Genomic DNA, 26,916 nt, shown 5'->3' with positions numbered 1-26,916 from the left:
GGTAACCTCGAATTGAGCCTGGTTGGAAGTGACCGATCAGAAAACCGGATCGACGGTGGAGGACGCACACGATGACGATGGATTTCAACAATCCGGATTTCGGCACGCGAACGCCGGCACCGAAATCCGGTCCGCCTTCGGTGTGGAAGCAGTCGGCCGTGTTGGTGGGCGGCTTCGCGATCATGCTCTACGTGATCGAGATCGTGGATGTCATCTCCGGTCAGAACGTCCAGAATGCCGGCGTCACCCCGCGCACGCTCGACGGGCTGTGGGGAATCCTGTTCGCCCCGGTGCTTCACGACGACTGGGGTCACCTGATCGCCAACACCATTCCGGTGCTGATCCTCGGTTACCTCGTGCTGGTGTCGGGAATCGCGCGCGGACTCGCAGCTACCGGCATCATCTGGGTGATCGGCGGTGTCGGAACCTGGTTGTTCGCCGGTTCGAACTCGAATCACGTCGGTGCGTCCGTGCTGATCTTCGGCTGGGTGACCTACCTGTTGGTGCGCGGATTCTTCACGCGAAGTTTCACGCAGATCCTGATCGGTGTTGCTGTCTTCGTCGTGTACGGCGGAGTGCTGTGGGGCGTTCTGCCGAGCGATCCTCGCGTTTCCTGGCAGGGACATCTGTTCGGAGCGATCGGCGGCGTCGTGGCCGCATGGGCACTGACGTCGGGGGAGAGGGCGAAGCGCTCAGGTTCGGCACCGGCCGTTCGACCACCCAGTTTCTGAACGGACGTGGGTCACACCCACACTGCGGTGTGACTTCGACGCGCCAAAACGACCAAGAGCTTTTTCCCAGACGGGTAGACGTGGCAGCATGACCGGTATGCGCATGACCGTCCTGGGGTGTTCCGGCAGCGTCACGGGTCCGGATTCACCGGCTTCGGGATACCTGCTCACGGCACCGGGAACTCCGCCGCTCGTGATCGACTTCGGCCCGGGAGTTCTGGGGGCGTTGCAGCGATACGCCGATCCGGGCGAAGTGACGATTCTTCTTTCGCACCTTCATGCGGACCACTGTCTCGACATGCCCGGCCTGCTCGTCTGGCGTCGCTATCACCCCAACCCGCCGGTTGGCCGTGCTCTGGTCTACGGCCCCACCGACACCGCCTGCCGCATCGGAGTGTCCTCCGCCGAGTGTGCCGGCGAGATGGACGACATCTCCGACACCATCGACGTCCGGCTCTGGGCCGAGAACGAGCCGGTGACGTTCGGAGAACTGAGCGTCGTCGCGCGTCGGATGAATCACCCGCCCGAGGCTTACGGTTTCCGGATCACCGGCGCCGACGGCCGCGTGCTCGTCTATACCGGCGACACCGGCATGTGTGACAACGTCGTCGAACTCGCGCGCGATGCGGACGTGTTGCTCTCCGAAGCGTCGTGGACCGACAGTCCCGATCGCCCCGAGGGGGTTCATCTCTCCGGCAAGGAAGCCGGCCGAGTGGCCGCGCTCGCCGGCGTCAAGGAACTTCTCCTCACGCATATCCCGCCGTGGACGTCCCGTGAAGACGTGATCGCCGAGGCGAAATCCGAATTCTCCGGACCGGTCCATGCTGTCTCCGCCGGAAGCGTCTACGACATCTGATTCCCCTCACATTCGATGCAGCGCCGAGCGGGCGACCGCTAGGCTCACGAAGGTGACTACACGAGAAGACGGTAGGGCGGACGACGAGCTCCGCACGGTCAAGATCACCCGCGGGTTCACCAGTCATCCGGCTGGATCCGTTCTGGTCGAGTTCGGGAACACGCGCGTCATGTGCACGGCCAGCGTCGAAGAGGGTGTTCCCCGCTGGCGCAAGGGTTCCGGTTTGGGTTGGCTGACAGCCGAATACGCGATGCTTCCCGCCGCCACGCACACACGTAGTGGCCGCGAATCGGTCAAGGGCAAGGTCGGCGGCCGCACTCAGGAGATCAGTCGACTCATCGGCCGATCACTTCGAGCGTGCATCGACCTCGCGGCAATCGGCGAGAACACCATCGCGCTCGACTGTGACGTTCTCCAAGCCGACGGCGGCACTCGCACCGCGGCAGTGACGGGGGCGTACGTGGCCCTGGTCGACGCCGTGACGTACCTGCGCGCTGCCGATCTGCTCTCCGACCCGCAGCCCATCTCGTGTGGCATCGCGGCCGTCAGCGTCGGCGTCGTGGACGGGCGAGTGCGTCTCGATCTTCCGTACGAAGAGGATTCGCGTGCCGAGGTCGATATGAACGTCGTGGCCACCGATACCGGCACTCTGGTGGAAATCCAGGGAACCGGTGAGGGTGCCACGTTCCCACGCTCGACGCTGGACAAGCTGCTCGACTCCGCGCTCGCAGGTTGCGAGCAACTTTTCGAGATCCAGCGTCAGGCGTTGGCCGAGCCGTATCCCGGGGTGCTCCCCGAACCGAAGAATCCGGAACCCAAGAAGAAGTTCGGTGCTTGAGCTGTGAGCGTACGAGTATTGGTTGCAAGCCGAAACGCCAAGAAGCTGAAGGAACTTCACCGAGTTCTCGACGCAGCCGGAGTGAACGGAATCGAGCTGGTCGGCCTCGACGAGGTTCCGCCGTTCCCCGAGGCTCCCGAGACCGGCGCGACATTCGAGGAGAATGCGCTCGCCAAGGCGCGTGACGGCGCTGCGGCAACCGGAATGCCGTGCATTGCAGACGATTCCGGTGTCGAGATCGATGCACTGAACGGTATGCCGGGTGTGCTGTCCGCGCGGTGGTCGGGCACTCACGGAAACGACGGCGCGAATACCGCCCTGGTGCTGGCTCAGCTGGGAGACGTGCCAGACGAGCGGCGCGGTGCGGCCTTCGTCTCCGCCTGTGCACTCGTGATTCCTGGTGGCGACGAGATCGTGGTGCGCGGCGAATGGCGTGGGGTGATCGGCCGCGAACCGGCCGGAGACGGCGGTTTCGGATACGACCCCATCTTCCGTCCGGACGGTGACACCCGCTCTGCCGCAGAACTCACCCCGGTCGAGAAGGACGCGGCGTCACATCGGGGGAGAGCGCTCGTGCAGCTCGTTCCGGCGTTGGCCGCACTTGCCGGCTGATCCGAATCCGAAAAGTACAGCCCTGAACGCGACTGCGTTCAGGGCTGTACTTTGTCGAAACTCTCAGAGGTGGTAAGCCTGCTTCACCTGGGCGGTTCGCTTGTGCTCGAACACGAACGACAGGAACGGAATCGTGCCGGCCAGCGCGGTGGCAACCGTCGTACCGGGCTTCCACCGGGCCTTGATCGCGAGGTCGATCGTGAAGACCAGGTAGAGCATGTAGAACAGACCGTGGATCTGGCCGATGTAGAACAACCACGCCGGTGCATCCGCAGAATTGTCCAGAATCAGGTACTTGTAGACCATCTCACCGGTCAGGAACAGCAGCCACAGACCGGTGATCCAGGCGAGAACGCGGTATCGGACGAGCGCCGACGCAACCTTCTTCTGCTTCTCTGCGTTGACTGCGGGGGTAGCGATGCTCGCTTCCGAACCGGTACTCACGTCGTGCTCCTATCGGACTCGCGAGCGGCGAGCTGCGCAAGGTAGTCGTTGTATTCGAGCATTTGGCGGGCTTCGGGATCGTCGACGTCGAGGTTCACATCGTCGAACTCGGCCTGCGGGCGTTGCGGCAAGAGGTCGGCGGGAATCTCACGCGGCTCCGCGGTGGCTTCCTCGGCTTCGGCCTCTTCCGGGTCCACGTCTTCGAGCTGAACGAACTTGCGATACGCGTACACGACAAACGCCGCGAACAGCGGCCACTGGAACGCGTACCCAAGATTCTGTCCCGAGCCTCCGACGGCTTCGAAGCGCTCCCACTGCCACCAGCCGAGCGCGAGGCAGCCGGCGGCTGACACGATGACCAGCAGAATCAGCGCAGGTCGGCGTTTAGTAGCGTTCTTGGACACACTAAGACGGTACCTGAGAGCTATAGTGCCTCGCCCTGCGATCTCCGACACGGTGTCGTAGAAGCCGTGCCACGGCGTGTCGTAGGAGCCCTGCCACGGCGCCTGTGCGCTATGCCCATCCTCACCCGCGACGCCAGGCACTGACCACATTCTCCCAGCAGTACTGCATCGATAACCTTGGGCAGATCCGACAACAGGGGAGTGTTCATGCACATCAGAGTGATTCGTCCGGTCATCGACACCACACTCACGCCTGCTGTTACAGCCGAGGTGGAGCACTGGGCAGCGCCCGGTACGACGGTCGACGTCGTTTCGCTGCGCTCCGGCACGGCGAGCATCGAGAGTGAGTACGACGAGGCCCTTGCCGGTCCCGGGATCGTGCAGAGGGTCGAAGAAGCGGCAGTCGACGGCGTGGACGGTGTGTTCATCACATGTTTCGCCGATCCCGGAGTGCATGCCGCCCGCGAGATCATCGACGCACCGGTGGTCGGCGGGTTCGAGCCGTCATTTCTGACAGCGATGGGTCTGGGCGATCGGGTCGGTGTCGTGACCATCTTGCCGAACGTCGTGCCGATGCTCCGATCGCTCACTCGGCGGTACGGGTTGGACAATCGGCTGGGCAGTATTCGAGTCGTGGACATGCCGGTGCTCGGACTAACCGATCGCGAGGTGCTGATCGATCGACTGGCCGATCAGGCGTCTGCAGCAGTGGAGAACGGCGAGGCCGACTCCGTCGTTCTCGGTTGCACCGGCATGCTCGGTGTTACCGGCGCGGTCCGAGACAGGCTGCATGGCAAAGGGATTCATGTTCCGGTGGTGGATCCGACGGCAGCGGCGATCACGTGGTTGGAGAGCTCGGTCCGTCTGGGGCTGACGCCTAGTCGGACGACGTACATGACTCCACCGGACAAGGATCGAAAGCGCTGAGAACTGGAAAGGCCCCGCCGGATCAGATCCGGCGGGGCTCTTCGTTGTGCGCGAGGGGGGACTTGAACCCCCACGTCCTGAGACACTGGAACCTAAATCCAGCGCGTCTGCCAATTCCGCCACTCGCGCGCGGAATTCAAAGGATACGCGAGTGGAATCGCTCGCGGGAACACCACCCTGGTCGGGATGAGCCCGCCTGCTCTCAGGCCGATTCGCCGAGTGGATCCGCTGCCGCCGGGGTGGTGGTTTTCTTCGACCGGCGCGGTTGCTCAGCCGTCCGTTGATACCGCCACGCAGCGTGGGTGAGTGTCCGAACATCGACGTCGAGGTGTTCCGACACCGCAACAAGCAATTCAGCCGCGTCGGTGCTCGACAACAATTCCTCGCTGCTGCTCGCCTCGGTGGCGAACCGCGCAAGCAGGTCTAACGAGGTTGCCGTCAACTTCCCGGACAGGAACACCAGCGTCTCGAAGGTCCTTGGGCCGAGGCCCGGAACGGAGACGACTGCCGAGCGGAGGCATTCGGTGTCCTCGACGTCGGCACTGGACCGGCAACCGGCGTCGACGAGCGCTTTGGCTGCGCGAGCTACACCTTCGGCTTTGGTGGAGTAGTTGCCAGGCACGCGCTGGCGATTGCCGAGAACCGTTGCGAGTTCGTCGCCCCGGTCGGTGAAGGCGGCGAGAGCGGACAGGCTGTCGAGGTGTTCGCCGGCCTCCACCGACCGGTGCGTGCGCCAACGGTCGACGACGGCGCGGACTCCGGTCTTCGGCGTTCCGTACGCGGCGCGTGACGAGAAGATCGCGTCGAGAAGGGCCGCTTCGGACTCGAGCGGCCAGCCTTGATTCCAATGCGGCCACGCCTCGCGCGGAAGTTCGGCGCCGATGAATTCGACGGCTCTGACTATGTCTGTGTCTTCCATGATTTCTCCCCCCGAGAAGTTGTCCGGTGTGGACGCGCTGAACGTAGCGAGGGGGTCCGACAGATTGTGGCCGCAAACGCACGGGATCGACCGTCCGTCAAGGAGGTCACGAATTGGTAACAATAAATATGAGGGGTTCCTCAGGTTTCTGAAAATCCCGGTAACAGTCCCAGGCAGGGCGTTCGCGACCTACTCGCGAGTCACTTTCTCGAACTCTCGTGAGGAAGATCACGGCCCTGAAAGTCCAGATTTTGAAGGCGTCGACAAACGTGAGGAAATCCTCATGATTCTGTGTAAACCTTGTCTTGCACGAACGCCCTGACTCCGTCGATTCTCTCGACGAATTCGCGAGCACTTCAGCCGGGCAGCACACCGCAAATCCCACCTCGCCGCAGAGGTGACCAGGAGAGGACGTACGCGTGACGATCGATGACACGACACCTACAGGAAACGGACGCGACTCGAAGGGTGGACGCCGTTTCGGCGTCGATGGGGGACAGTCCCGCACGACCAGCAAAGGTGCCCTCGTCGATTCGCTGAACAACGGCGTTTCCTACGCAATCGCTTTCGGTGGACAGGGCGCTCCCTGGCTCACCTCGCTCGAGGAGCTCAGCCGTGACAACGGCCTGGAACCCGTTCTGACCGATCTGGTCAATGATGCAGCCGCACGCCTTGCACCCGTCGCCCAGGATCTCCTCGTGGTGCGCCCGGTCGGATTCGATCCGATCGCGTGGATGCTCGAAGCCGAGATCGTCGACGAAGAAGAAGGTGAGAAGTCGGCGGGACCTTCCGCTGCAGCGCTCACCGCAGCCCCGGTGTCGCTACCCGGTGTCTTCCTCACGCAGCTTGCGGCGTTGCGTGCCCTCTCCGCTCAGGGTCTGGATGTGGCCGGCAACCCGCCTGCTGCTGTCATCGGCCACTCGCAGGGCCTTCTTGCCACGGCTGCCGTAGCCGCCCAGGGCAACGACGACGGTGAGCTCCTCGCTGTCGCACAGCTCGTCGGTGCTGCTGCCAGCTTGGTCGGCCGTCGCCGCGGCGTCATCGCAGGCGCCTCCGCGAAACCGATGGTTGCGGTCTCGGGTGTCGATCCCGAGCGTCTCGCTGCCATCGTCGCCGAGCTTGCCGAGGGTGTTGCGCCCGAGCGCGCAGCTGTTCTCGCCATCCGCAACGGCCGTCGCCGTGTCGTCCTTGCCGGACCGCCCGCTCAGTTGGCACGCGTGCAAGAGCGCTGCGAGCAGATCGAAGCCGAAGAAGCCCGCGAGCGTGAGGGCAAGAAGCGTGGCGGTTCCGTCTTCGCTCCGTCCTTCGATCCGCTCGACACCGAAATCGGCTTCCATCACCCGGCGTTGGCCGAGGCCGTCGAACTGGTCGGCAGCTGGGCAACCCGGTGCGGTCTCGACGCGGACCGTGCGCGCGAACTCGCGCAGGGTGTCCTCGTCGATCCGGTCGACTGGGTCGAGGCTGTCGACGGTGCAATTTCCGCCGGCGCCAAGTGGATTCTCGATCTCGGACCCAGCGATCAGCTGACCCGCATGACGTCCTCTTCGCTGCGTGGACAGGGCGTCGGCATCATCGCCGCAGCCACCCGCGGTGGACACCGCAATCTGCTCACTCCCGGTGCTGCGCCTGAGGTCTCACGTTCGTGGTCCGAATTCGCGCCGAAGCCCGTTGCGCTTCCCGGCGGCCGCATCGGCGTCGAGACCGCGTTCACGAAGCTGACCGGTCGTTCGCCGATCCTGCTCGCAGGCATGACGCCGACGACGGTCGACGCCAAGATCGTTGCCGCGGCAGCCAATGCCGGTCACTGGGCCGAGCTCGCCGGTGGCGGACAGGTCACCGAAGAGATCTTCGAAGACCGTGTCGCAGAACTGAAGATGCTGCTCGAGCCAGGCCGCGCGGTCCAGTTCAACTCCCTGTTCCTCGACCCGTACCTGTGGAAGCTGCAGCTCGGTGGCAAGCGCCTCGTGCAGCGTGCCCGTACTGCCGGTGCTCCCATCGACGGTGTCATCGTCACCGCCGGTATCCCGGAACTCGAAGAGGCTGTTGCCCTCATCGACGAGCTGTCCGAGATCGGCATCACCAACATCGCGTTCAAGCCCGGCACCGTGGCGCAGATCCGCTCCGTGATCCGCATTGCCAACGAGGTTCCGAACTTCCCGGTCATCGTCCACATCGAAGGCGGCCGCGCCGGCGGACACCACTCGTGGGAAGACCTCGACGACCTGCTCCTCGACACGTACGCCGAGTTGCGCACGCGTCCGAACCTGGTCATCTGCGTCGGCGGCGGCATCGGAACACCCGAGCGCGCAGCTGATTACCTGACCGGCCGCTGGTCTGCCGCAGCCGGTTTCCCGGCCATGCCCGTCGACGGCATCCTGGTCGGCACTGCAGCCATGGCGACTCTCGAGGCCACCACCTCTCCCGAGGTCAAGCAGCTTCTCGTCGACACACCCGGTACGCCGGACTGGGTTGGTGCCGGTACTGCTGAAGGCGGAATGGCCTCTGGCCGTAGCCAGCTCGGTGCCGACATCCACGAGATCGACAACGCGGCTTCGCGTACCGGACGCCTCCTCGACGAGGTTGCCGGCGATTCCGAGGCAGTGGCCGAGCGCCGCGACGAGATCATCGCCGCCCTCGACGTCACCGCCAAGCCGTACTTCGGCGACGTCGAGACCATGACGTACGCCCAGTGGCTGCGTCGTTACCTCGAGCTGACCGTCGGGATCGACGCCGCCAAGGAATTCGACTGCGGCGCAGATATTCAGGACGCCATCGTCGAGGCGACCTCGAGCCCGTGGCTCGACATCACCTGGCGTGCTCGCTTCGGCGAGATGCTCCAGCGCGCCGAGGCACGTCTGCACCCGGTCGACCGCGGTCCCATCCCCACCCTGTTCGGCGATGCCGAGACCCTCGAGCGTCCCGAGGCTGCGATCTGCGCACTGCAGGCGTCGTACCCGGACTACTCGACGACCGTTCTGCATCCCGCCGACGTTTCGTTCTTCATCTCGCTCTGCAAGACACCGGGCAAGCCGGTCAACTTCGTTCCCGTTGTCGACGGTGACGTGCGTCGCTGGTGGCGCAGCGACTCCCTGTGGCAGGCACACGATCCTCGCTACACCGCAGATCAGGTCTGTGTCATCCCCGGCACCGTTGCCGTCGCCGGCATCACCCGTGTCGACGAGCCGGTCGGCGACCTGCTCGATCGTTTCGAGAAGGCCACCTACGACGAATTGGTTGCTGCCGGAACCACTCCGGTTGCACTTGCGAGCCGTCGCCACCAGGATTCCGCACCCGGACTTCTCGACGCCGTCCTCTCGGCTCCTGACCTCCAGTGGGCCGGCCGCCTGACCCAGAACCCCGTCCGTCGTCTCGGCGACCTCGAGGAGTGGAGTGCGGAGTCTGCCGACAAGGCAGTACACGGCACCACCGGGTCCAGCCTGACCGTCGTCGATTCCTCGCACGTGCTGCTCTCGGTTCCGTTGGTGGCAGACAAGTCCGTCGACATCACGATCACCATCCCCGAGTCCGTGATCGACGGCGGCGCTCCGGTTGTCACCGAGGCAGACGCCGAAGGTGCGATGTCCGCGCTGCTGGCAGTTGCTGCCGGACAGGAACTTCCGACAGTCAAGAACGGCAAGGCCCGACTCAACGTCGCGTGGGTTCCCGATCGCATCGCCGATCACGCCGGTGTCACCGGTTCCGGCCTGCCCGCCACGCTCAGTGTCAGCGGCAAGGCTGTTCCGGACGTCGTCGTCGGAGCATGCTGGCCCGCGGTCTTCGCAGTCCTCGGCGCAGCCAAGCTCGACAGTCTTTCCGTCATCGAAGGCATGCTCGACCTGGTCCACCTCGACCACACCGTCGACTTCGTCGGTGAGCTTCCCTCCGAGACAAGCATTCTCGTTGTCAACGCCGAGGTCGCCTCGGTTCTCGACACCGACCTCGGGCGCGTCGTCGAGGTCAAGGTCGAGGTCGGTGCCATGCTCGGCGAGGGCCTCGACGCCCCCGCAGTCGTCACCATGACCGAGCGTTTCGCGATCCGCGGACGCACCGGTGCAGGAGAACTCGCCGACCCGGCTCGCGCCGGTGGATCGATCAGCGATGCGGCTGTCGACACCTCGCGTCGTCGTCGCCGTGACGCGAAGATCCTCGCGCCGGTCAGCATGGGCGCATTCGCTCAGGTTTCCGGTGACCACAACCCGATTCACACCTCCGACAACGCCGCTCTGCTGGCCGGCCTCGGAACCCCGATCGTGCACGGCATGTGGCTCTCCGCCGCAGCGCAGCAGGTTGTCACCGCAGTCGACCCGGCCGAGACCCGCGTTCCGCCGCGCCGCCTGACCGCCTGGACCGCCCGCTTCCTCGGGATGGTTCGCCCCGGCGCCGAGATCGACGTCCGCGTCGATCGTGTCGGTATCGACCAGGGCGCTGAAATCGTCGAGGTCGGCTGCCGCATCGACGGCGAACTGGTCATGGTCGCCACCGGTCGCACCGCCGCACCCAAGACTGTCTACGCCTTCCCCGGCCAGGGCATCCAGCGCCCGGGCATGGGCCTCGACGCCCGCGCCCGCTCCAAGGCCGCGCGCGACGTCTGGGAGCGTGCCGACAAGCACACTCGCAAGGCGCTCGGATTCTCGATCCTCGCTGTCGTGCGCGACAACCCGGTGACCGTCAAGGCGCGCGGTGTCGAGCACAAGCATCCCGACGGTGTCCTGCACCTGACGCAGTTCACCCAGGTGGCCATGGCCGTTCTCGGTGTTGCTCAGGTTGCCGAGTTGCGCGAGTCCGGAACCTTCATCGAGGATTCGCTTCTGGCCGGTCACTCGGTCGGTGAGTACAACGCACTCGCCGCTGTTGCCGAGGTCTTCCCGCTCGAAGCACTTCTCGAGGTCGTCTTCCAGCGTGGCTCCGCGATGCACCAGCTCGTTCCCCGTGACGAAGCCGGACGCTCCGACTACCGCATGGCCGCTATTCGCCCGTCGCAGATCGGTGTCTCCGACGACGACGTGCAGGGCTTCGTTGCCGGTGTCGCCGAGGCTTCCGGTGAGTTCCTCGAAATCGTCAACCTGAACTTGCGTGGCAGCCAGTACGCCATCGCCGGTTCGGTGGCCGGTCTCGACGCACTCGAGATCGAAATCGACCGTCGCCGCGCAGAATTCGGTGGCAAGCGGGCATACATCCAGGTCCCCGGCATCGACGTTCCGTTCCACTCCACCGTGCTTCGCGGCGGCGTGGCGGACTTCCGCGTATGCCTGCAAGACTTGCTCCCGCACGACATCGACCCGGACATCCTGATCGGCCGCTACATCCCGAACCTGGTTCCGAAGCCGTTCTCGCTGCGTCGTGACTTCGTTCAGGAAATCGCCGACTTGGTGCCGTCCGAGCCGCTGCAGGAAGTCCTTGCGGACTTCGACAGCTACGCAACGCGTACCCACGAGTTGTCCCGCATCATCCTGATCGAGTTGCTGGCGTGGCAATTCGCCAGCCCGGTTCGCTGGATCGAGACGCAGGACCTGCTGTTCGGCGACGAGTCCGAAGGTGGACTCGGGGTCGAGCGCTTCGTCGAGATCGGTCTCGGCGCCGCCCCGACCGTCGCGAACCTGGCGTCGCAGACCCTCAAGCTGCCGGGCCGCTTCGGCTACCCGGTAGAGGTTCTCAACGTCGAGCGCGAAGCTGCGATCGTCTACGGCACCGACGTCGATCCGGCCGTCGATGACGACGACGAGATCGAAGCCCCTGCCGCGCAGGCTGCCCCGGTCGCCGCAGCTGCCGCTCCGGTCGCTGCTGCTCCCGCTGCACCTTCGGGCGGACCGCGTCCGGACGACCTCACCTTCAAGGCTCCCGACGCCACGAAGGTCCTGATCAGCCTGTGGACCAAGCTCCGTCCCGATCAGGTCGGCCCCGCCGACACGATCGAGGCACTGTGCGACGGCGTCTCCTCGCGTCGTAACCAGCTCTTGGTCGACCTCGGCTCCGAGCTGTCTCTCGGCGCCATCGACGGTGCCGCAGACGCCGACATGGGCTCCCTGGGGGCAACCGTCGACAAGCTCGCCCGTACGTACAAGCCGTTCGGACCGGTGCTCTCCGATTCGATCAACGATCACCTGCGCAAGGTCTTCGGCCCCTCTGGCAAGCGTCCCGGCTACATCGCCGACCGCGTCAAGAAGGTCTGGGAGCTGGGCGACGGCTGGGCACACCACGTCACCGCAGCAGTGGCTCTCGGTACCCGTGACGGCGCCAGCATCCGCGGCGGCGACCTCGGTGGCCTGAGCTCCGGCGCACTGGCCGACGCTGCAGCAGTGGACGCAGTCATCGACAGCGCAGTTGCCTCGGTCGGGTCTGCTCGCGGAGTCAGCGTCTCGTTGCCGGCTACCGGCGGCGGAAGCGGCGGAACCGTCGACGCAGCCGCTCTGGGTGAGTTCACCGAGAACATCACCGGTCGCAACGGCGTTCTGGCCTCGGCCGCACGCCTGGTACTCGAGCAGCTCGGACTGAACGAAGAAACGGCAGTCGCGACGGTCGAGGACACCGAACTTGTCGACCTGGTCTCGGCTGAACTCGGCTCCGACTGGCCGCGTCTGGTTGCTCCGGCATTCGACGCGCAGAAGGCCGTTCTGCTCGACGACCGCTGGGCAAGTGCGCGTGAGGATCTCGCTCGCATTTGGCTCGGTGACACCGCGTTGTCGGTCGAGAACTTCATCGGTGCCGGCTCCACCGTCGCCGCACAGGCGAAGTGGTGGGCCACCCGTGCGACCGACGAAGGCCGCACCGCACTCGCCGAGGTCTACACCCGCATCGTTGATGCGGCTGCTGCGGCAGAATCCGACGCACCCGAGTGGGCAGGCGAGGTCGCAGTAGTGACGGGCGCCAGCAAGGGTTCCATCGCGGCAGCGGTCACGGGCAAGCTCCTTGCCGGTGGCGCAACGGTATTCGTGACCACCTCGCGACTCGACGGTCAGCGTCTCGGCTTCTACCGCGACCTGTACCGCGAGAACGCTCGCGCAGGTGCCGCCCTCTGGGTGGTTCCCGCGAACATGGCGTCGTACACCGACGTCGACGCACTGATCGACTGGATCGGCAACGAGGCCACCGAGAACGCAGGCGGTGCAAAGAAGCTCATCAAGCCGGCCATGACGCCGACGATGCTCTTCCCGTTCGCAGCTCCCCGTGTCGGCGGCGAACTTTCCGACGCCGGCGCTCGCGCCGAAATGGAAATGCGCGTGTTGCTCTGGTCGGTGGAGCGCCTCATCGGCGGTCTGTCGAAGATCGGTTACGACAGCGACGTCGACACGCACTTGCACGTAGTGCTGCCCGGTTCGCCGAACCGCGGAACGTTCGGTGGTGACGGTGCTTACGGTGAGGCCAAGGCTTCGCTGATCGCCGTGGTGAACCGTTGGAAGGCCGAGCGCAACTGGGCCGAGCGGGTCACGTTGGCACACGCCGTCATCGGTTGGGTTCGCGGAACCGGACTCATGGGTCACAACGATCCGATCGTCGACGCGGTCGAAGCTGCTGGCGTCCGCACCTGGTCCACCCAGGAGATGGCGACCCAACTGCTGAAGACGGCAACGCGTGAGTCGCGTCGCGCTGCTGCAGAGGCTCCGCTCGAGGTCGACCTGACCGGCGGACTGTCCGAGGCCAACCTGGATCTGGGTGCTTTGGCCAAGGAAGCTGCCGAGGTTGCCGAGATCGCCGAAGCTGTCGACGAGGCAGTGGACGAGTCCAGCATCCTGGCACTGCCCGCGCCGGCTCGCATCGACGACTCGGTCAAGGCTCCGAGCTGGCCCGAACTGGACGTCACCCCCGCGGACCTCGTGGTCATCGTGGGCGCCGGAGAGCTCGGACCCTACGGTTCCTCGCGCACCCGCTTCGAGATGGAGGTCGACGAGCAGCTCTCTGCCGCAGGCGTTCTCGAATTGGCGTGGAACACCGGACTCATCGTCTGGGAGAACGACCCCAAGCCGGGTTGGTACGACGTCGAATCCGGTGACCTGGTACCCGAGGCGGAAATCGCCGACAAGTACCACGACGCAGTCGTCGAGCGTTGCGGCATCCGTCGCTACGCCGACGAGGGCGCGATGATCGACAACACCGCTCCGCTGCTCACCTCCGTGTTCCTGGACAAGGATCTGAGCTTCGTGGTCGGCAGTGAGGCAGAGGCTCAGGCCTTCGTCGAATCCGATCCGGAGAACACGACGGCCACGGTTTCCGCCGAGTCCGGAGACTGGACGGTCACCCGCCGCGCAGGCACGGAGATCCGCGTCCCGCGCAAGATGAAGCTGACTCGTAGTGTCGGCGGCCAGATCCCGACCAACTTCGACGTCACCAAGTGGGGCATCCCCGCGGACATGGCAGATTCGGTCGACCGTGTCGGTCTCTGGAACATCGTCGCAACGGTGGACGCCTTCCTCACGGGCGGCTTCACTCCGAGCGAACTGCTCCGCTGGGTACACCCGAGCCTGGTCGCCAACACGCAGGGCACCGGCATGGGCGGCATGACCTCCATGAGGAGCCTGTACATCGACACGCTGCTCGGCGAGAACCGCCCGAACGACATCCTGCAGGAAGCGCTGCCGAACGTCATTGCAGCGCACGTCGTTCAGTCGTACGTCGGCGGTTACGGCGCGATGGTTCACCCCGTCGCCGCCTGCGCCACGGCAGCAGTATCCGTCGAAGAAGGCGTCGACAAGATCCGACTCGGCAAGGCGCAGTTGGTTGTTGCCGGCGGGTTCGACGATCTGAGCACGGAAGGCATCATCGGCTTCGGCGACATGTCGGCTACTGCGAAGACCGAGGACATGCACGCCAAGGGCATCGAGGATCGCCGCTTCTCGCGGGCAAACGATCGTCGCCGCGGCGGATTCGTCGAGTCGGCCGGTGGCGGAACGATTCTGCTCGCTCGCGGTGACCTGGCACTCGAGATGGGTCTGCCCGTCCTCGGTGTGGTCGCCTGGGCCGGATCGTTCGCCGACGGTGTCCATACCTCGATCCCGGCACCGGGACTCGGAGCACTGGGCGCCGGACGTGGGGGAGCGGATTCACAGCTCGCACTCTCGCTCAACGCACTCGGAGTGAGCGCCGACGACATCGCCGTGATCTCCAAGCACGACACCTCCACTGCCGCCAACGATCCCAACGAGGCAGAGCTGCACGAGCGCCTCGCCGGGGCATTGGGACGCAGTGAAGGCGCGCCGATGTTCGTGGTCTCGCAAAAGAGCCTGACTGGTCACGCGAAGGGCGGTGCCGCAGCCTTCCAGCTGATCGGACTCTGCCAGGTACTGAGCCAGGGCATCGTCCCGCCGAACCGCAGCCTCGACTGCGTCGACGACAAGATGGCCGAGTTCGAGCACCTCGTGTGGGCGCGTCAGCCGCTCAAGTTCGGTGAGCAGCTTCCGCTGCGCGCCGGCCTGCTGACCAGCCTCGGCTTCGGTCACGTTTCCGGCTTGATCGCAGTCGTGCATCCGCAGGCATTCGTCGAGTCGGTTCCGGCCGACAAGCGCGCGGACTACGTTGCGGCGGCGCAGCAGCGGACGATCGACGGTCAGCGTCGTCTCACCAAGGCGATGTGCGGCGGCGACAGCCTCTACGAGCGTCCGGCGGATCGTCGCCTCGGCGCCGACGGAACGCCGGCGAAGGCGTCGCGTCAGCTCGAAGCGGACATGCTGCTGAGCGAGGACGCACGACTCGGCGCAGATCAGGTGTACCGCTCGAATCTGCCCGGCTGCAAGTAATAATCACGGTATGGGAGTTCTGGGTATCGGCTTCGACCTCGTGACGGTGTCGGAGTTCGCCGAGCAATTGAACAGGCCGGGAACGGCAATGCTCGACAACTTCACACCGGGCGAGCGTCGAGACGCCGCTACCCGGAGCTCCGAACCAGCACGACACTTCGCGGCGCGGTGGGCAGCGAAGGAAGCAGTGATCAAGGCTTGGTCGACTGCCATCTTCGCCAGCCCGCCGGTGCTGGGGGAGATGATCCACAATCAGATCGAAGTCGTCTCGGACGCCTGGGGCCGCCCCGGCATCCGCCTTCGCGGTGACGTGGCCAAACACCTCACCGGAGTGAAGATTCATATTTCACTCACTCACGACGGGGACATGGCCGGAGCTTTCGCGGTCATCGAATCCGAACCGGAGTAACACCGCCGGACACGAAAGAGCCGGTCTCCCAAGGGGAGACCGGCTCTTTGCCGTTCGACTAGTCCTTCGTGCGCGATTCCTTCTCGGCAACGAGGAGATACGCGACCATCAGCCTCTTCAGTTCGGCGACAGCGTCGGCATGCGACTGACCGTCCTGAACCGAAAAATTGAGCATCGAATACACCACGTGGACAAGGACTTCCGCCATCATCAGGCGACGATCTCGCCGCGTACGCGGCGTCAACGGGCCCAGCATATTCGCGACAGTCTCGGCGAACTGCTTCTCGTGAATGACGCCGGTGGCCCGCGTGGACGGTGTCGACTGCATCGCCAGCCAGACCTCGCGGCGCGACGGATCGGACGTCCACAGCCCGGCCATGTGATCAACGAAACTGTTCAGGAACCGCAGCCAGTCGAGCGAGGGCACTTCGCCGCCGAACTGGGCAAGCTCGTGTTGGACCCCGACGAGGTCCTGGCGGTTCAATTCGCAGACGATGACGTACTTGTTCGCGAAGAACTGGTAAAGCGTCCCAATCGGGACGTCAGCACGTGCCGCGACTTCTTCACAGGTGAACGACTCGAAACCGACATCGGTGAGGAGTTCCCGTGACGCCGCCAGGAGGGCGTCGAATTTACGCTGGCTGCGTTCTTGCGTCGGACGCTTGCGCGGCAGCAGTTCCTGCGGTTCTTCGAGGCTCTGGGGATTTTCCAGTGCTGGGTCGACTCGCCGCCGCGCGCGCTGACGAGTCGTGGGCTGCACATCTTCCAGGCTATCGGTGTTTTCTGTCGAATTTGGGACTTGTGCGTTATCCGGTGTCATCGGCCACCTACTTCGGCGGTCGTGATCGGTCGAAACGCACCGCGCAGGTGCGCGCACACGAGTCCCGATGCTGTAGCCACAACTCGATACTAGGTGACCACCTGTCCAGTAGCCGAAGAGGTTGCTGCACGGTGTGGCGCACCGGCGATCCTGCCGACTCCTTTCATCTGATTCGGGCAGACTGAGATTCTTCGGGCACACCGAGATTCGACGCCGAGGAGAGGGAGACGATGACGGAAGAACTGCGAACCGCGGTACGTGAACTCATGCCGCGTGCCCGTGAAGATCTGAGTGCACTTGTGGCGATGAAGTCCGTCGCCGATGCACGGCAGTACCCGCCGGAAGAATGCGCAGCCGCGGCACATTGGGTGCTGGAGGCATTCCGTGATCAGGGTTTCGCCGATATCGAGGCGATCGAGACCTCCGACGGTTCGGCAGCGGTCGTCGGGCGTCGACCAGGCCCGGCCGGTGCCCCGACCGTTCTGCTGTACTGCCACTACGACGTTCAGCCGTCCGGAAACGAAGAGCTCTGGGGCTCGCCGCCTTTCACGCTCACCGAGCGCGACGGACGGTGGTACGGACGCGGCGCTTCCGACTGCAAGGGCAACGTCGTCATGCATTTGACGGCGCTGCGAGCGCTTGCCGCTGCCGGTGTGGATCCGAGCGCGCATCTGACGATCGTCGCCGAGGGTTCGGAGGAGATGGGCACCGGCGGTCTCGAGGATCTGGTGCGCGAGCGGCCGGAACTCTTCGCGGCAGACATGATCCTGATCGCCGATACCGGCAACACGGAGGTCGGGGAGCCGACGATCACGACGTCACTACGCGGGATCGCCAACGTGGTGGTCCACGTGTCGACGCTCGAGGGTGAGATTCACTCCGGTGTCTTCGGTGGGCCGGCACCCGATGCGATCACCGCGCTGGTGCACATTCTGTCGACGTTGCACGACAGCGCCGGAAACACCACCGTCGAAGGCTTGACCAACGACCAGGAATGGGCCGGGGTCAGCTACGACGACGATCAGTTCCGCTCCGATGCGGGAGTACTCGACGGTGTGCAGCTGACGGGTTCCGGTTCGGTCGCCGAGCAGGTGTGGGCTCGTCCGGCGTTGACCATTCTGGGTATCGACTGCCCGCCGGTCGTGGGCTCGGCAGCGGCGATCACCCCACGCGCGTCCGCACGCCTGAATCTTCGCGTCCCGCCCGGCACGGATCCGGCGCAGGCACAGAAGTCGTTGACCGACCACCTCCTGGCAGCGGCGCCGTGGGGCGTCCACATCGAGGTCGTACCGGAATCGACGGGATCGCCGTTCTCGTCCTCGACGGAGGGGGCAGGTTTCGCGGAGCTGAAGTCCGCGCTCACCGATGCCTACGGCCGCGAAGTGGGATTTGCCGGACAAGGGGGATCGATACCGCTGTGCAGTGCACTGGCCGAGCAGTTCCCCGACGCGGAGATCGCATTGATCGGCGTCGAGGAACCGCAGTGCCGCATTCATGCACCTGACGAAAGCGTCGACCCGTCGGAGATCGAGAATCTCGCTTTCGCGGAAGCGCTGTTCTTGACCAGGTACGGGAGTTAGACCGACAGATCGCGTCGTAGCTTGGCGACGTGGCCGGTGGCCCGGACGTTGTACTGAGCCACCTCGATCTTGCCTTCCTCGTCGACGAGGAACGTCGAGCGGATGACGCCCTGGACCGTCTTGCCGTACATCTTCTTCTCACCGAACGCGCCCCAGGCTTCGAGCGTCGCCTTCTCGGGATCGGAGAGAAGCGGGAAGGTCAGCTCTTCGGTATCGCGGAACTTCGCGAGTTTGGCGGGCTTGTCCGGTGAGATTCCGATGACTTCGAGGCCGGCGCCGTTGAGTTCGGCGAGGCTGTCACGGAAGTCGCAGGCCTGCTTGGTACATCCCGGGGTGCTGGCCGCGGGGTAGAAGTACACGATGACCTTGCGGCCGCGGTAATCGTGGAGCGAAACCTCGTTGCCGTCGGCGTCGGGGAGCGTGAAATCCGGCGCGACGTCGCCGGCGGACAATCTACTGTTCTCGGTCACGGGAATCGAGGTTAGTCGAGAAATTGCGCGGCAGGTGGGCGCGAGGGCATTCTGCTCCTCTACGGTAGAGCGAAGTGTCGGCGCGCTGCGTCCGCACAGCAGACCCGCACACAGAGCAGCAGAACACAGACAAGTTGGAGGACACGTGCCCAGGGACACCGAGAGCATCGAGCGCGAGATCGAGAAGGCGCGTAACCAGCTCGCGAGCACACTCGACGAACTGACGGTCCGCACCAACCCGAAGCGGCTGGTCGAGAACACCAAGAAGACGGTGCTCGCCAAGCTCAACGAGCCGGCAGTGAAGTACGCGCTGATCGCAGTCGGTTCGGTGGTGGGACTACTCGTGGTCCGGAAGATCATTCGCTGACCCGAGTTTTCGTAGGCAGGACATGAAGAAGGCCCCCACCTCGTGAGGTGGGGGCCTTCGTGCAAGTGCGCCCACAGGGACTCGAACCCCGGACCCAGTGATTAAGAGTCACTTGCTCTACCAACTGAGCTATAGGCGCTCGCTCTTGCGAGACAGAACATTAGCCGACAGGCTCAGGAGTTTGCAAAACGCGTGTTCATCGTGGTGACGATGGTTACATAGCCTCTGCAATTCACGAGTGTGGCGGGCGCGAATCCGGCCAGCGGACGGTGCTTTCCAACTGCTGTGCGACGGCGAGAATCGTCGGTTCGCCACCGCTGCGCGCAACCAGTTGGACGCTCAGGGGGAGTCCGCGTTCGGAGAAGCCGGCGGGTACGGCGGCTGCCGGATTACCGCAGACATTCCAGATCGAACAGTAGGCCGCGATCGGCAACGCCTTACGGACTGCGGACAGAAGGCCGGTTCCTTCGAGCTGTCCGATCGGGCGCGGCAAGGCGGGCGTCGTCGGCATCAGGACCAGGTCGAAGGTGTCGAAGACCTGGTTGACCGTCGCTGCAATTCGCTCACCTTTGCGGTACGCGAATTTCCCGACGCGCTCGGGGGCGGCAATCCGGCCGATGGTTGCGAGTGCGCGCGTGCGCTTCTCGAGGAGCGCCGGATGATCGACGCGCAGTGCCTCGTCGCGGACGCCGCCGAGCACCTGGGGGAGAAATGCCGCAGTTGCATCCGGGTACTCGGGGTCGTGTTCTTCGACGTGATGTCCCAACGCGCTCAACATCTCTGCGATCGAGTGCACCGCGGCAATAACCTCCGGTGACGGGCGGACTCCCCGGACCGGACTCCGGGTGGACACCGCGATGCGAAGCGGCCCGGGAGCCGACGCGGCCGACTCGGCAAAGCTGGTGCCGAGCGTTTCGGCTGTGTAGTCGTCGGTCCCGGTGGTGCCGGTGATCGCGTCGTACACGAGTGCGCTGTCCTCGACGGAACGAGTGAGAGGGCCGAGCGTGCCGAGTCCGCGCCAGAGGTTTCGGTTCGGTGCGGTGCTCACCCGACCACGTTGCGGCTTCAGTCCGAACAGGCCGCAGAAAGCCGAAGGCAATCGAATGGAACCGCCGCCGTCGCCGCCTATCGCCGCCGCGACCATTCCCGAGGCGACGGCCGACGCAGATCCTCCGCTCGATCCGCCGGTGGATGCGCCAGTGTCCCAAGGGTTTCTGGTGTAGCCGTTTGCAGCAGTCTCCGTGAAGGGCCAGATGCCGAACTCGGGCATCGTCGTCTTGCCGACGATCACCGCGCCGGCCTCGCGCAAACGGCGCACGACCTCCGAGTCAGCGGAGGCGATGCGAGTTGCTGCCGCACCGCCGTACGTCGTCGGCGTTCCGGCGACGTCGTTCTCGTCTTTGATCGCGATCGGGACTCCGTGCAGTGGGCCCAGGCTGAGGCCGTCGGCCTGGCGCTGATCGAGCCGTGCCGCCTCGTCGAGCGCTTCGTCTGCGAGAACTCGCACGAAAGCATTGAGCGTCGAATCGAGGCGTTCGATACGGCGAAGTGTGTTCTCGGTGAGCTCGCGGGCGGACAATTCGCCGGACCGGATCAGAGCGGCCTGACCCGCAACCCCGGCGAATACCAGCTCGCTCCCCGGTGTGGTTTCGCGCTCGGTCATCAATCCTCCAGGCCGTGGTTCCGATAACTGTGAAGTCTATTCACCACAAACTGTTCACCACGACCTGTTCACCACGACACAACGAAAAATCCCCACCTTCCGAAGAAGGTGGGGACCTTTGCAAGTGCGCCCACAGGGACTCGAACCCCGGACCCAGTGATTAAGAGTCACTTGCTCTACCAACTGAGCTATAGGCGCTCGCTCTTGCGAGACAGAACATTAGCCGAATCGCCGGTTCGGGAGCAAATCGCCAGGTAGCAGGTTCACTGCCTTAGTCCGATCGGAGGAAATCCGCCTCGAACGGTAACAAAACGGACGGTTCGGAGCGATTGATACTTGAACGTTACTGACGGCGTGGCCCTTCATGACCATTGGTAACGAGCGCGCCTGGCATCATTGGTGCAGCGCAGTCATACCGCAAGTCCCACTTGCCTTCCGGTAAGTGGGATTCGCATGTGACGCGGAAGTTAGTCGGAGAAATTGTGAAGCGGAGTCGAACGATGAGTCGTCAAAGGTGGGGTCTGTCCGTGCGCGGGGGGAACGGTCGAGCGTCGAAGGGCGCGGCGATGATCGCGGTGTCACTCGGTGCGCTCGTTCTGATGACCGCGTGCACGTCGGGTGGCAAGGATGTCAGTACCGAGGGATCGGCGCCGATCGATTCCAATCCGCTCACCGAACTCATCAAGCCGAAGCTCACCTCGACTGCCGCCGACGGCGCTGTCGGCTTCTCGCCGGGAGACCCGGTCAAGATCAACGTCGCCGACGGCGCTCTGTCCGACGTGACGATGGTCAATCAGGACGGCAAGGCAGTTGCCGGCGCTATCACCGCCGACGGAGCGTCGTGGACGACCACCGAGCCGCTCGGATACAACCGCAAGTACAAGATCGAAGCCCGCGCGTACGGATTGGGCGGCGCCAGTACGACGGTCACGTCCTTCACCACCAGCGCACCCGGCAACGTCACCAAGCCATATGTCTTGCCGAACGAGGGCGACGTGGTCGGCATCGGTCAGCCCATCGCCGTGCAGTTCGACGAGAACATCCCCGATCGCAAGGCTGCCGAGGCGGCGATCACCGTCACCACGACTCCGGCCGTCGAAGGTGCGTTCTACTGGGTCAACAATCGTGAGGTCCGCTGGCGTCCGGAGAACTACTGGGCACCGGGCACCAAGGTCGACGTGAACGTCAACGTGTACGGGCGCAATCTCGGAAAGGGAGTCTTCGGGCAGGAAGACGCGAAGAGTTCCTTCACCATCGGTGACGCCGTCATCGCCACCGCGGACGACAACACCAAGCAGGTCACTTTCCAGGTCAACGGTGAGACTGTCATGACCATGCCCACCTCCATGGGCAAGGACAGCACTCCCACCGACAACGGCGTCTACATCATCGGTGACCGCTTCGCGAACATGATCATGGACTCGTCCACGTACGGCGTCCCGGTCACCTCGGCGCAGGGTTACAAGACTCCCGTCGACTGGGCGACCCGAATGTCCTACAGCGGCATCTTCTTCCACTCGGCGCCGTGGTCGGTCGGGCAGCAGGGCTACTCCAACACCAGCCATGGCTGCCTCAACCTGAGCCCGTCCAACGCCAAGTGGGTCTACGACAACACCAAGCGCGGAGACATTGTCGTGGTCAAGAACACCGTCGGCGGCACGCTCTCCGGCACCGACGGGCTCGGCGACTGGAACATCCCGTGGAGTGTCTGGAAGACCGGCAACGCGGACGTCTGAGCGCGCCGCTGAAGCACTGAACGTCAGAATGCCCCCGACCGTCCGGTTGGGGGCATTCTGCATCTGCACGCCTTGTGTGAGCGAAAGTGCCTCTCGGTCTATCTGAGGCGCTGAGAGGTGCGTTCGCTCTGCCCGGGCACGGGTTGCTCGGGTGTGCGCGATTTGTCGCGGTCGCCACCCCACCCACTTCGGGTGAACGTATCGCTGCCCCTGTCAGAAAAGGGGAGCGATACGTTCACCCGAAGTGGAGGGGGAGATTGGGGATGGGGTGGGGTGGGGGCACAAACCAAAAGAACCCCCGAAAATGTCTTTCGACATTCTCGGGGGTTCCGCTTGGGTGAGCGACGGGACTCGAACCCGCGACAGCCAGGATCACAACCTGGTGCTCTACCAACTGAACTACGCCCACCATTGCCTCGGCCACCGGTTTGGCCCGGCTGCTTTGACGAAAGAGATACTAGCGCGAAAGTCGGTCAGGATGCCAATCGGCAGGTCAGGCGGGACCCAAGCCCTCTACGACGGCTGCGATCTCCGCGCTCGACGGTCCGGGCGCCGCGACAAATGCAGTGCCGCGGTAGTACTTGAGTTCGCGGATGGATTCCTTGATGTCGGCGAGCGCTCGGTGGGCGAGACCTTTTTCGGGCTGACCGAAGTAGATTCGCGGGTACCAGCGGCGGGAGAGTTCCTTGATGGAGCTGACGTCGATCATCCGGTAGTGCAGGTAGGTGTCCAGCGCCGTCATGTCGCGTGAGATGAACCCGCGGTCGGTGGCGATGGAATTACCTGCCAAGGGCGCCGTACCGGCGACGGGAACGTGTTTGCGGATGTACGCGAGCACTTCTTTCTCCGCCTCGGCGAGGGTGACCGTCGACTTTCGGACCTCTTCGGTCAGTCCCGACTTTGCATGCATCTTCTTCACGACGTCGGGCATGGCAGCCAACGCGTCGTCGTCGGCGTGGATGACGATGTCCACACCTTCGCCCAAGATGTTCAAGTCGCTGTCGGTCACCAGAGCCGCAATCTCGATGAGTTTGTCGGACTCGAGTCGCAGCCCGGTCATTTCACAATCGATCCATACCAATTTGTCCTGCACCAGGAACACAGTAGTGCGCGTGGGCGCGGGATAAGGTCTGCGGTGGAAACTCGGGTGCGTGCAGGACTGCGCTCGGGTGATGACAAGAACTTCGCCGCATTGCAACGAGGAGGGCTTTCGATGACCGTGGATCCGAAGGACGGAGCCGCGCCGCTGACGCCGGCGGAGAAGGCGAAAGCTGCAAAGGCCGCCGCTGCCGAAGCCGCTCGGATTGCCGCTGAAGCTGCGGCAGCTGCTGAGGAAGCGGAGAAGGAAGCTGCTGCCGCTGAGGCCGAAGCATCCGCAGGAGCCACCCCCGACACCCCCGCTGCCGCGACGCCGTCGGGTGCTGCAGCTGAAATCGCGGCGGGCTACTCATCCGAGGGGCGGGCACTCGAGCTCGGCTCGGTGGTGATCGACGGAGTGGCAGATCCCTCCGCGCGGGTGCGGATTCCGTTGGCGACGATCAACCGTCACGGCCTGATCGCCGGTGCGACGGGTACCGGCAAGACCAAGACGCTGCAGGGCATTGCCGAGCAGCTGTCCGCCGCGGGTGTGCCGGTCGTGATGGCCGACGTCAAGGGCGACCTCTCGGGGCTGTCGAAGGCGGGGGAACCAAGCGAAAAGATGAAGGCTCGCGCAGTCGAGACGGGCGACGATTCGTGGACTCCCGCAGGGATGCCGGTCGAGTTCTTGTCGTTGGGTACTGACGGAATCGGTATCCCGGTGCGCGCGACGATCACCAGCTTCGGGCCGATCCTACTCAGTAAAGTGTTGGGCCTCAACGAGACACAGGAATCGACTCTCGGACTGATCTTCCACTGGGCCGACACTCAGGGCCTCGCACTGCTGGACCTCAAGGATCTGCGTTCGGTCATCGCCCACCTGACGAGTACTGAGGGCAAGGCGGATCTGAAGGGTATCGGCGGAGTTTCCTCGGCTACGGCAGGAGTGATTCTGCGCGCGTTGGTCAACCTCGAAGCCGATGGCGGTGACACCTTCTTCGGCGAACCGGAACTCGAAACCGAGGATCTGCTGCGGGTCGTCGGCGGTGCCGGTGTGATCACGCTGTTCGAACTCGGTGCCCAGGCGGCTCGCCCGGCGATGTTCTCCACCTTCCTGATGTGGGTGCTCGCGGATCTGTTCCAGACGCTGCCGGAAGAGGGAGATCTGGACAAGCCGAAGCTGGTGTTCATCTTCGACGAGGCGCACCTTCTGTTCGCGGACGCGTCGAAGGCCTTCCTGCAGCAGGTCGAACAGACGGTCAAGCTGATTCGCTCGAAGGGCGTCGGCGTGTTCTTCTGCACGCAGCTTCCGACCGATATTCCCAATTCGGTTCTGTCGCAGTTGGGTGCGCGCGTCCAGCACGCTCTTCGTGCGTTCACGCCCGACGACCAGAAGGCACTCAACAAGACTGTCCGCACCTACCCGAAGACCGAGCACTACGACTTGGAGAAGGCGCTGACTTCACTCGGCATCGGTGAAGCCATCGTGACCGTGCTCTCGGAGAAGGGTGCGCCGACGCCGGTGGCCTGGACCAAGATTCGTCCTCCGAGGTCGCTGATGGACACCATCGGCAACGACGCGATCAAGGCGGCTGCGTCGTCGAGTCCCCTCAATCAGAAGTACGGCCAGACGATCGACCGCGAGTCGGCGTACGAGAAGTTGACGGCGAAGGTGGCCGGTGCTCCGACGGCGGATCAGTCCCTGGATCTGCCGTCGCTACCGGACCTGCCACCACCGCCGCCGGCCGAACCGGAGGGCCCCAATATCGCCGAGCAGATCTTGGGCAACTCGGCCGTCAAGAGTTTCCTGCGCTCCGCGGCTTCGGCTGCGGGACGGGAGATTTCGAGAAACATTTTCGGGACCGGTAGCCGCCGCAAGCGCTGAGGGTTCGACGCCCGCGAGGTCAGATACCGACCTCGCGGGCCAGCAGGTCGTTGATCGATTCGCGCCTGATCAACGGCCGCGCAATACCGCCGAGCACAGCGACGACGGGCGGCCGGCCGACGCTGTTGTAGGTGGACGCCATGCTGTGGTGGTAGGCACCTGTACACGGCACTGCCAGCAGGTCGCCTTCGTGTAGGTCGGCGGGAAGCCTGGCGCCAACGGCGATTTCGTCGCCCGATTCGCAGTGCCGCCCGGCGACCGTGACCTCCTGGAGCGGTGCGCTCGAATGTCGGTTCACCAGTTCGACGTCGTAACGGCTGTTGTACAACGACACCCACGGATTGTCGCTCATCCCGCCGTCGACGGAAACGAAGGTCCGTCCGCCGCTGATCGACTTGATGTTCTGTACGCGATAGAGCGTGACTCCGGCGCGCGCAGCGATCGCCCGGCCAGGCTCGAGCACGATTTCGGGGCGAGGGAAGCGGTTTCGGGTGCAGGCGTCGTCGAGGGTATCGTCGATGACGTGAGCGAGGCGGGTCAGATCTAGTTGGGCATCTCCCGGTAGGTACGCGATCCCGTGGCCGCCACCGAGATCGAGTTCGGTGAGGATGATTCGGTGTGTGCGTCGAATGTCGTCCATCTGCGCGATCATCGTCTCGATCGCGGGTCGGAAGTGTTCGGGATCGGTGATCTGGGAGCCGAGATGGCAATGCAGGCCGATGAGTTGCAGGTGCGTCGCGGTGGCGACGACGGACACGGTACGTTCCAGTTCTTCGGAAAATGCTGGTAAACCGAACTTTTGGTCCAAGATGCCGGTGGACACTGCCTTGTGTCCGTGTATGTCGACGCCGGGTGTGACTCTGATCAGCACCTTCTGAGGGCGGGTGCACACCGACGCCAAGCGTACCGCTTCGCTGGGGGAGTCGAGGACGATCCGGCCGACACCGGCGTTGACCGCTGCTCTCAGTTCGGCAACCGATTTGGCGTTGCCGTGCAGGATGATTCGCTTCGGGTCCACGCCCGCGGCAAGAGCAATGGCAAGTTCGCCGGCCGAACAGACGTCTACCCCGAGGCCCTCGTCGGAGACCCAGCTAGCCATCGCACGGATCATCAGCGCCTTGCCGGCGTACACGATCTCCGAGTCGGGGAAGATCTCTCGATACGTGCGGCAGCGGTGCCGCACGTCCGCCTCGTCGACAACGTACGTCGGTGTGCCGTACTGGTCCGCGATCTCTTCGAGGGAGACGTCGCCGATGCAGACACGCCCGCTTTGATCGTGGCGAGTGCTGATGGGCCACAACGCAGGATCCATACGAGGCGTCATTGCGCCGCGTAGGGAGGGGAAGATTTCGAGTAGCGTCACGTCGATCTCCTGAAGGTGTCCCGCCGTGTTGCGGGCTACTTTCAGATCTACTCCCGACGATCGCCGGTGGGAGGAGTCTTGACGCTT

Annotated in this window: 19 protein-coding genes and 4 tRNA genes; 11 read left to right on the top strand and 12 right to left on the bottom strand. The window is 64.4% G+C overall.

Features of this window, described 5'->3' with window-relative positions; genetic code table 11:
* Positions 1-71: 71 nt before the first annotated feature.
* The 4 genes from ACFQ6Y_RS23220 to rdgB all read left to right on the top strand — a co-directional run bounded on the left by ACFQ6Y_RS23220 (position 72) and on the right by rdgB (position 3,037).
* Entirely contained in the window at positions 72-731 is a 660-nt protein-coding gene (locus ACFQ6Y_RS23220; protein ID WP_378637612.1) for a rhomboid family intramembrane serine protease, read from the top strand.
* Positions 732-828: 97 nt separating this feature from the next.
* Entirely contained in the window at positions 829-1,587 is a 759-nt protein-coding gene (locus ACFQ6Y_RS23215; RefSeq protein WP_047270275.1) for a cyclic nucleotide-degrading phosphodiesterase, read from the top strand.
* A gap of 52 nt (positions 1,588-1,639) precedes the next feature.
* Entirely contained in the window at positions 1,640-2,425 is a 786-nt protein-coding gene (gene rph, locus ACFQ6Y_RS23210; protein WP_003945332.1) for a ribonuclease PH, read from the top strand.
* Positions 2,426-2,428: 3 nt separating this feature from the next.
* Complete coding sequence (gene rdgB, locus ACFQ6Y_RS23205) at positions 2,429-3,037, top strand: RdgB/HAM1 family non-canonical purine NTP pyrophosphatase (protein ID WP_378637607.1); 609 nt, start codon at positions 2,429-2,431, stop codon at positions 3,035-3,037.
* Between the two features lie 63 nt (positions 3,038-3,100).
* Here rdgB and ACFQ6Y_RS23200 read toward each other — a convergent pair whose 3' ends face one another.
* Both ACFQ6Y_RS23200 and ACFQ6Y_RS23195 read right to left on the bottom strand, forming a co-directional pair.
* A complete protein-coding gene (locus ACFQ6Y_RS23200; RefSeq protein WP_378637603.1) occupies positions 3,101-3,481 on the bottom strand; it encodes a DUF3817 domain-containing protein in 381 nt (126 codons plus the stop codon).
* A complete protein-coding gene (locus tag ACFQ6Y_RS23195; protein WP_378637600.1) occupies positions 3,478-3,885 on the bottom strand; it encodes a transcriptional regulator in 408 nt (135 codons plus the stop codon). The genes ACFQ6Y_RS23200 and ACFQ6Y_RS23195 overlap by 4 nt, the downstream gene beginning before the upstream one ends.
* A gap of 207 nt (positions 3,886-4,092) precedes the next feature.
* Here ACFQ6Y_RS23195 and ACFQ6Y_RS23190 point away from each other — a divergent pair, with 207 nt between their 5' ends.
* Positions 4,093-4,812 (top strand): aspartate/glutamate racemase family protein, encoded by a 720-nt coding sequence (locus ACFQ6Y_RS23190; RefSeq protein ID WP_378637597.1) that lies wholly within the window; start codon positions 4,093-4,095, stop codon positions 4,810-4,812.
* Between the two features lie 47 nt (positions 4,813-4,859).
* On the opposite strand, the gene ACFQ6Y_RS23185 is transcribed toward ACFQ6Y_RS23190, so the two are convergent.
* Together ACFQ6Y_RS23185 and ACFQ6Y_RS23180 are read right to left on the bottom strand one after the other, a co-directional pair.
* Positions 4,860-4,941: transfer RNA gene (locus tag ACFQ6Y_RS23185), tRNA-Leu, on the bottom strand.
* A 73-nt stretch (positions 4,942-5,014) separates the two neighbouring features.
* Positions 5,015-5,731 (bottom strand): hypothetical protein, encoded by a 717-nt coding sequence (locus tag ACFQ6Y_RS23180; protein WP_378637592.1) that lies wholly within the window; start codon positions 5,729-5,731, stop codon positions 5,015-5,017.
* Positions 5,732-6,150: 419 nt separating this feature from the next.
* Here ACFQ6Y_RS23180 and ACFQ6Y_RS23175 point away from each other — a divergent pair, with 419 nt between their 5' ends.
* Together ACFQ6Y_RS23175 and ACFQ6Y_RS23170 are read left to right on the top strand one after the other, a co-directional pair.
* Positions 6,151-15,459, top strand: coding sequence for a fatty acid synthase subunit beta domain-containing protein (locus tag ACFQ6Y_RS23175; RefSeq protein WP_378637587.1), 9,309 nt, complete (start codon positions 6,151-6,153; stop codon positions 15,457-15,459).
* 10 nt (positions 15,460-15,469) lie between these two features.
* Positions 15,470-15,868 carry a holo-ACP synthase gene (locus ACFQ6Y_RS23170; RefSeq protein WP_378449676.1) on the top strand — a complete coding sequence of 133 codons (399 nt, stop codon included), beginning with the start codon at positions 15,470-15,472 and terminating at the stop codon, positions 15,866-15,868.
* 58 nt (positions 15,869-15,926) lie between these two features.
* On the opposite strand, the gene ACFQ6Y_RS23165 is transcribed toward ACFQ6Y_RS23170, so the two are convergent.
* Positions 15,927-16,628: a TetR/AcrR family transcriptional regulator gene (locus tag ACFQ6Y_RS23165; RefSeq protein WP_378637582.1), complete on the bottom strand. Its 702-nt coding sequence runs from the start codon at positions 16,626-16,628 to the stop codon at positions 15,927-15,929.
* Between the two features lie 290 nt (positions 16,629-16,918).
* Here ACFQ6Y_RS23165 and ACFQ6Y_RS23160 point away from each other — a divergent pair, with 290 nt between their 5' ends.
* Entirely contained in the window at positions 16,919-18,268 is a 1,350-nt protein-coding gene (locus ACFQ6Y_RS23160) for a dipeptidase (protein ID WP_378637579.1), read from the top strand.
* Here ACFQ6Y_RS23160 and bcp read toward each other — a convergent pair.
* On the bottom strand, positions 18,265-18,738 hold the full coding sequence (gene bcp, locus ACFQ6Y_RS23155; RefSeq protein WP_007733290.1) for a thioredoxin-dependent thiol peroxidase: 474 nt from the start codon (positions 18,736-18,738) through the stop codon (positions 18,265-18,267). The genes ACFQ6Y_RS23160 and bcp overlap by 4 nt on opposite strands.
* Before the next feature lie 145 nt (positions 18,739-18,883).
* On the opposite strand from bcp, the gene ACFQ6Y_RS23150 reads away from it, so the two are divergent.
* A complete protein-coding gene (locus ACFQ6Y_RS23150) occupies positions 18,884-19,105 on the top strand; it encodes a DUF3618 domain-containing protein (protein ID WP_003945299.1) in 222 nt (73 codons plus the stop codon).
* Between the two features lie 66 nt (positions 19,106-19,171).
* On the opposite strand, the gene ACFQ6Y_RS23145 is transcribed toward ACFQ6Y_RS23150, so the two are convergent.
* The 3 genes from ACFQ6Y_RS23145 to ACFQ6Y_RS23135 all read right to left on the bottom strand — a co-directional run bounded on the left by ACFQ6Y_RS23145 (position 19,172) and on the right by ACFQ6Y_RS23135 (position 20,966).
* Positions 19,172-19,244 (bottom strand) — tRNA-Lys (locus ACFQ6Y_RS23145).
* Positions 19,245-19,337: 93 nt separating this feature from the next.
* Positions 19,338-20,768: an amidase gene (locus ACFQ6Y_RS23140; RefSeq protein ID WP_378637576.1), complete on the bottom strand. Its 1,431-nt coding sequence runs from the start codon at positions 20,766-20,768 to the stop codon at positions 19,338-19,340.
* Between the two features lie 125 nt (positions 20,769-20,893).
* Positions 20,894-20,966 (bottom strand) — tRNA-Lys (locus tag ACFQ6Y_RS23135).
* 368 nt (positions 20,967-21,334) lie between these two features.
* Here ACFQ6Y_RS23135 and ACFQ6Y_RS23130 point away from each other — a divergent pair.
* Entirely contained in the window at positions 21,335-22,504 is a 1,170-nt protein-coding gene (locus ACFQ6Y_RS23130; RefSeq protein ID WP_378637685.1) for an Ig-like domain-containing protein, read from the top strand.
* A 336-nt stretch (positions 22,505-22,840) separates the two neighbouring features.
* Here ACFQ6Y_RS23130 and ACFQ6Y_RS23125 read toward each other — a convergent pair.
* Together ACFQ6Y_RS23125 and orn are read right to left on the bottom strand one after the other, a co-directional pair.
* Positions 22,841-22,913 (bottom strand) — tRNA-His (locus tag ACFQ6Y_RS23125).
* An 84-nt stretch (positions 22,914-22,997) separates the two neighbouring features.
* Positions 22,998-23,597, bottom strand: a complete 600-nt coding sequence (gene orn, locus ACFQ6Y_RS23120) for an oligoribonuclease (protein WP_024487359.1) — start codon at positions 23,595-23,597, stop codon at positions 22,998-23,000.
* Between the two features lie 120 nt (positions 23,598-23,717).
* Here orn and ACFQ6Y_RS23115 point away from each other — a divergent pair, with 120 nt between their 5' ends.
* A complete protein-coding gene (locus tag ACFQ6Y_RS23115) occupies positions 23,718-25,466 on the top strand; it encodes a helicase HerA-like domain-containing protein (protein WP_378637573.1) in 1,749 nt (582 codons plus the stop codon).
* Positions 25,467-25,485: 19 nt separating this feature from the next.
* Here the strand turns inward: ACFQ6Y_RS23115 and lysA are convergent, their stop codons facing one another.
* The gene (gene lysA / locus ACFQ6Y_RS23110; protein ID WP_378637571.1) at positions 25,486-26,829 is read right to left on the bottom strand and encodes a diaminopimelate decarboxylase; all 1,344 of its coding nucleotides are present in this window, start codon (positions 26,827-26,829) and stop codon (positions 25,486-25,488) included.
* Between the last annotated feature and the right edge of the window lie 87 nt (positions 26,830-26,916).

The organism is Rhodococcus sp. NPDC056516, from assembly GCF_042794655.1.
Classification (GTDB): Bacteria; Actinomycetota; Actinomycetes; order Mycobacteriales; family Mycobacteriaceae; genus Rhodococcus_F.
The sequence above is the reverse complement of the archived record's forward strand: the minus strand, read 5'-3'. Positions and strand labels throughout refer to the sequence as shown.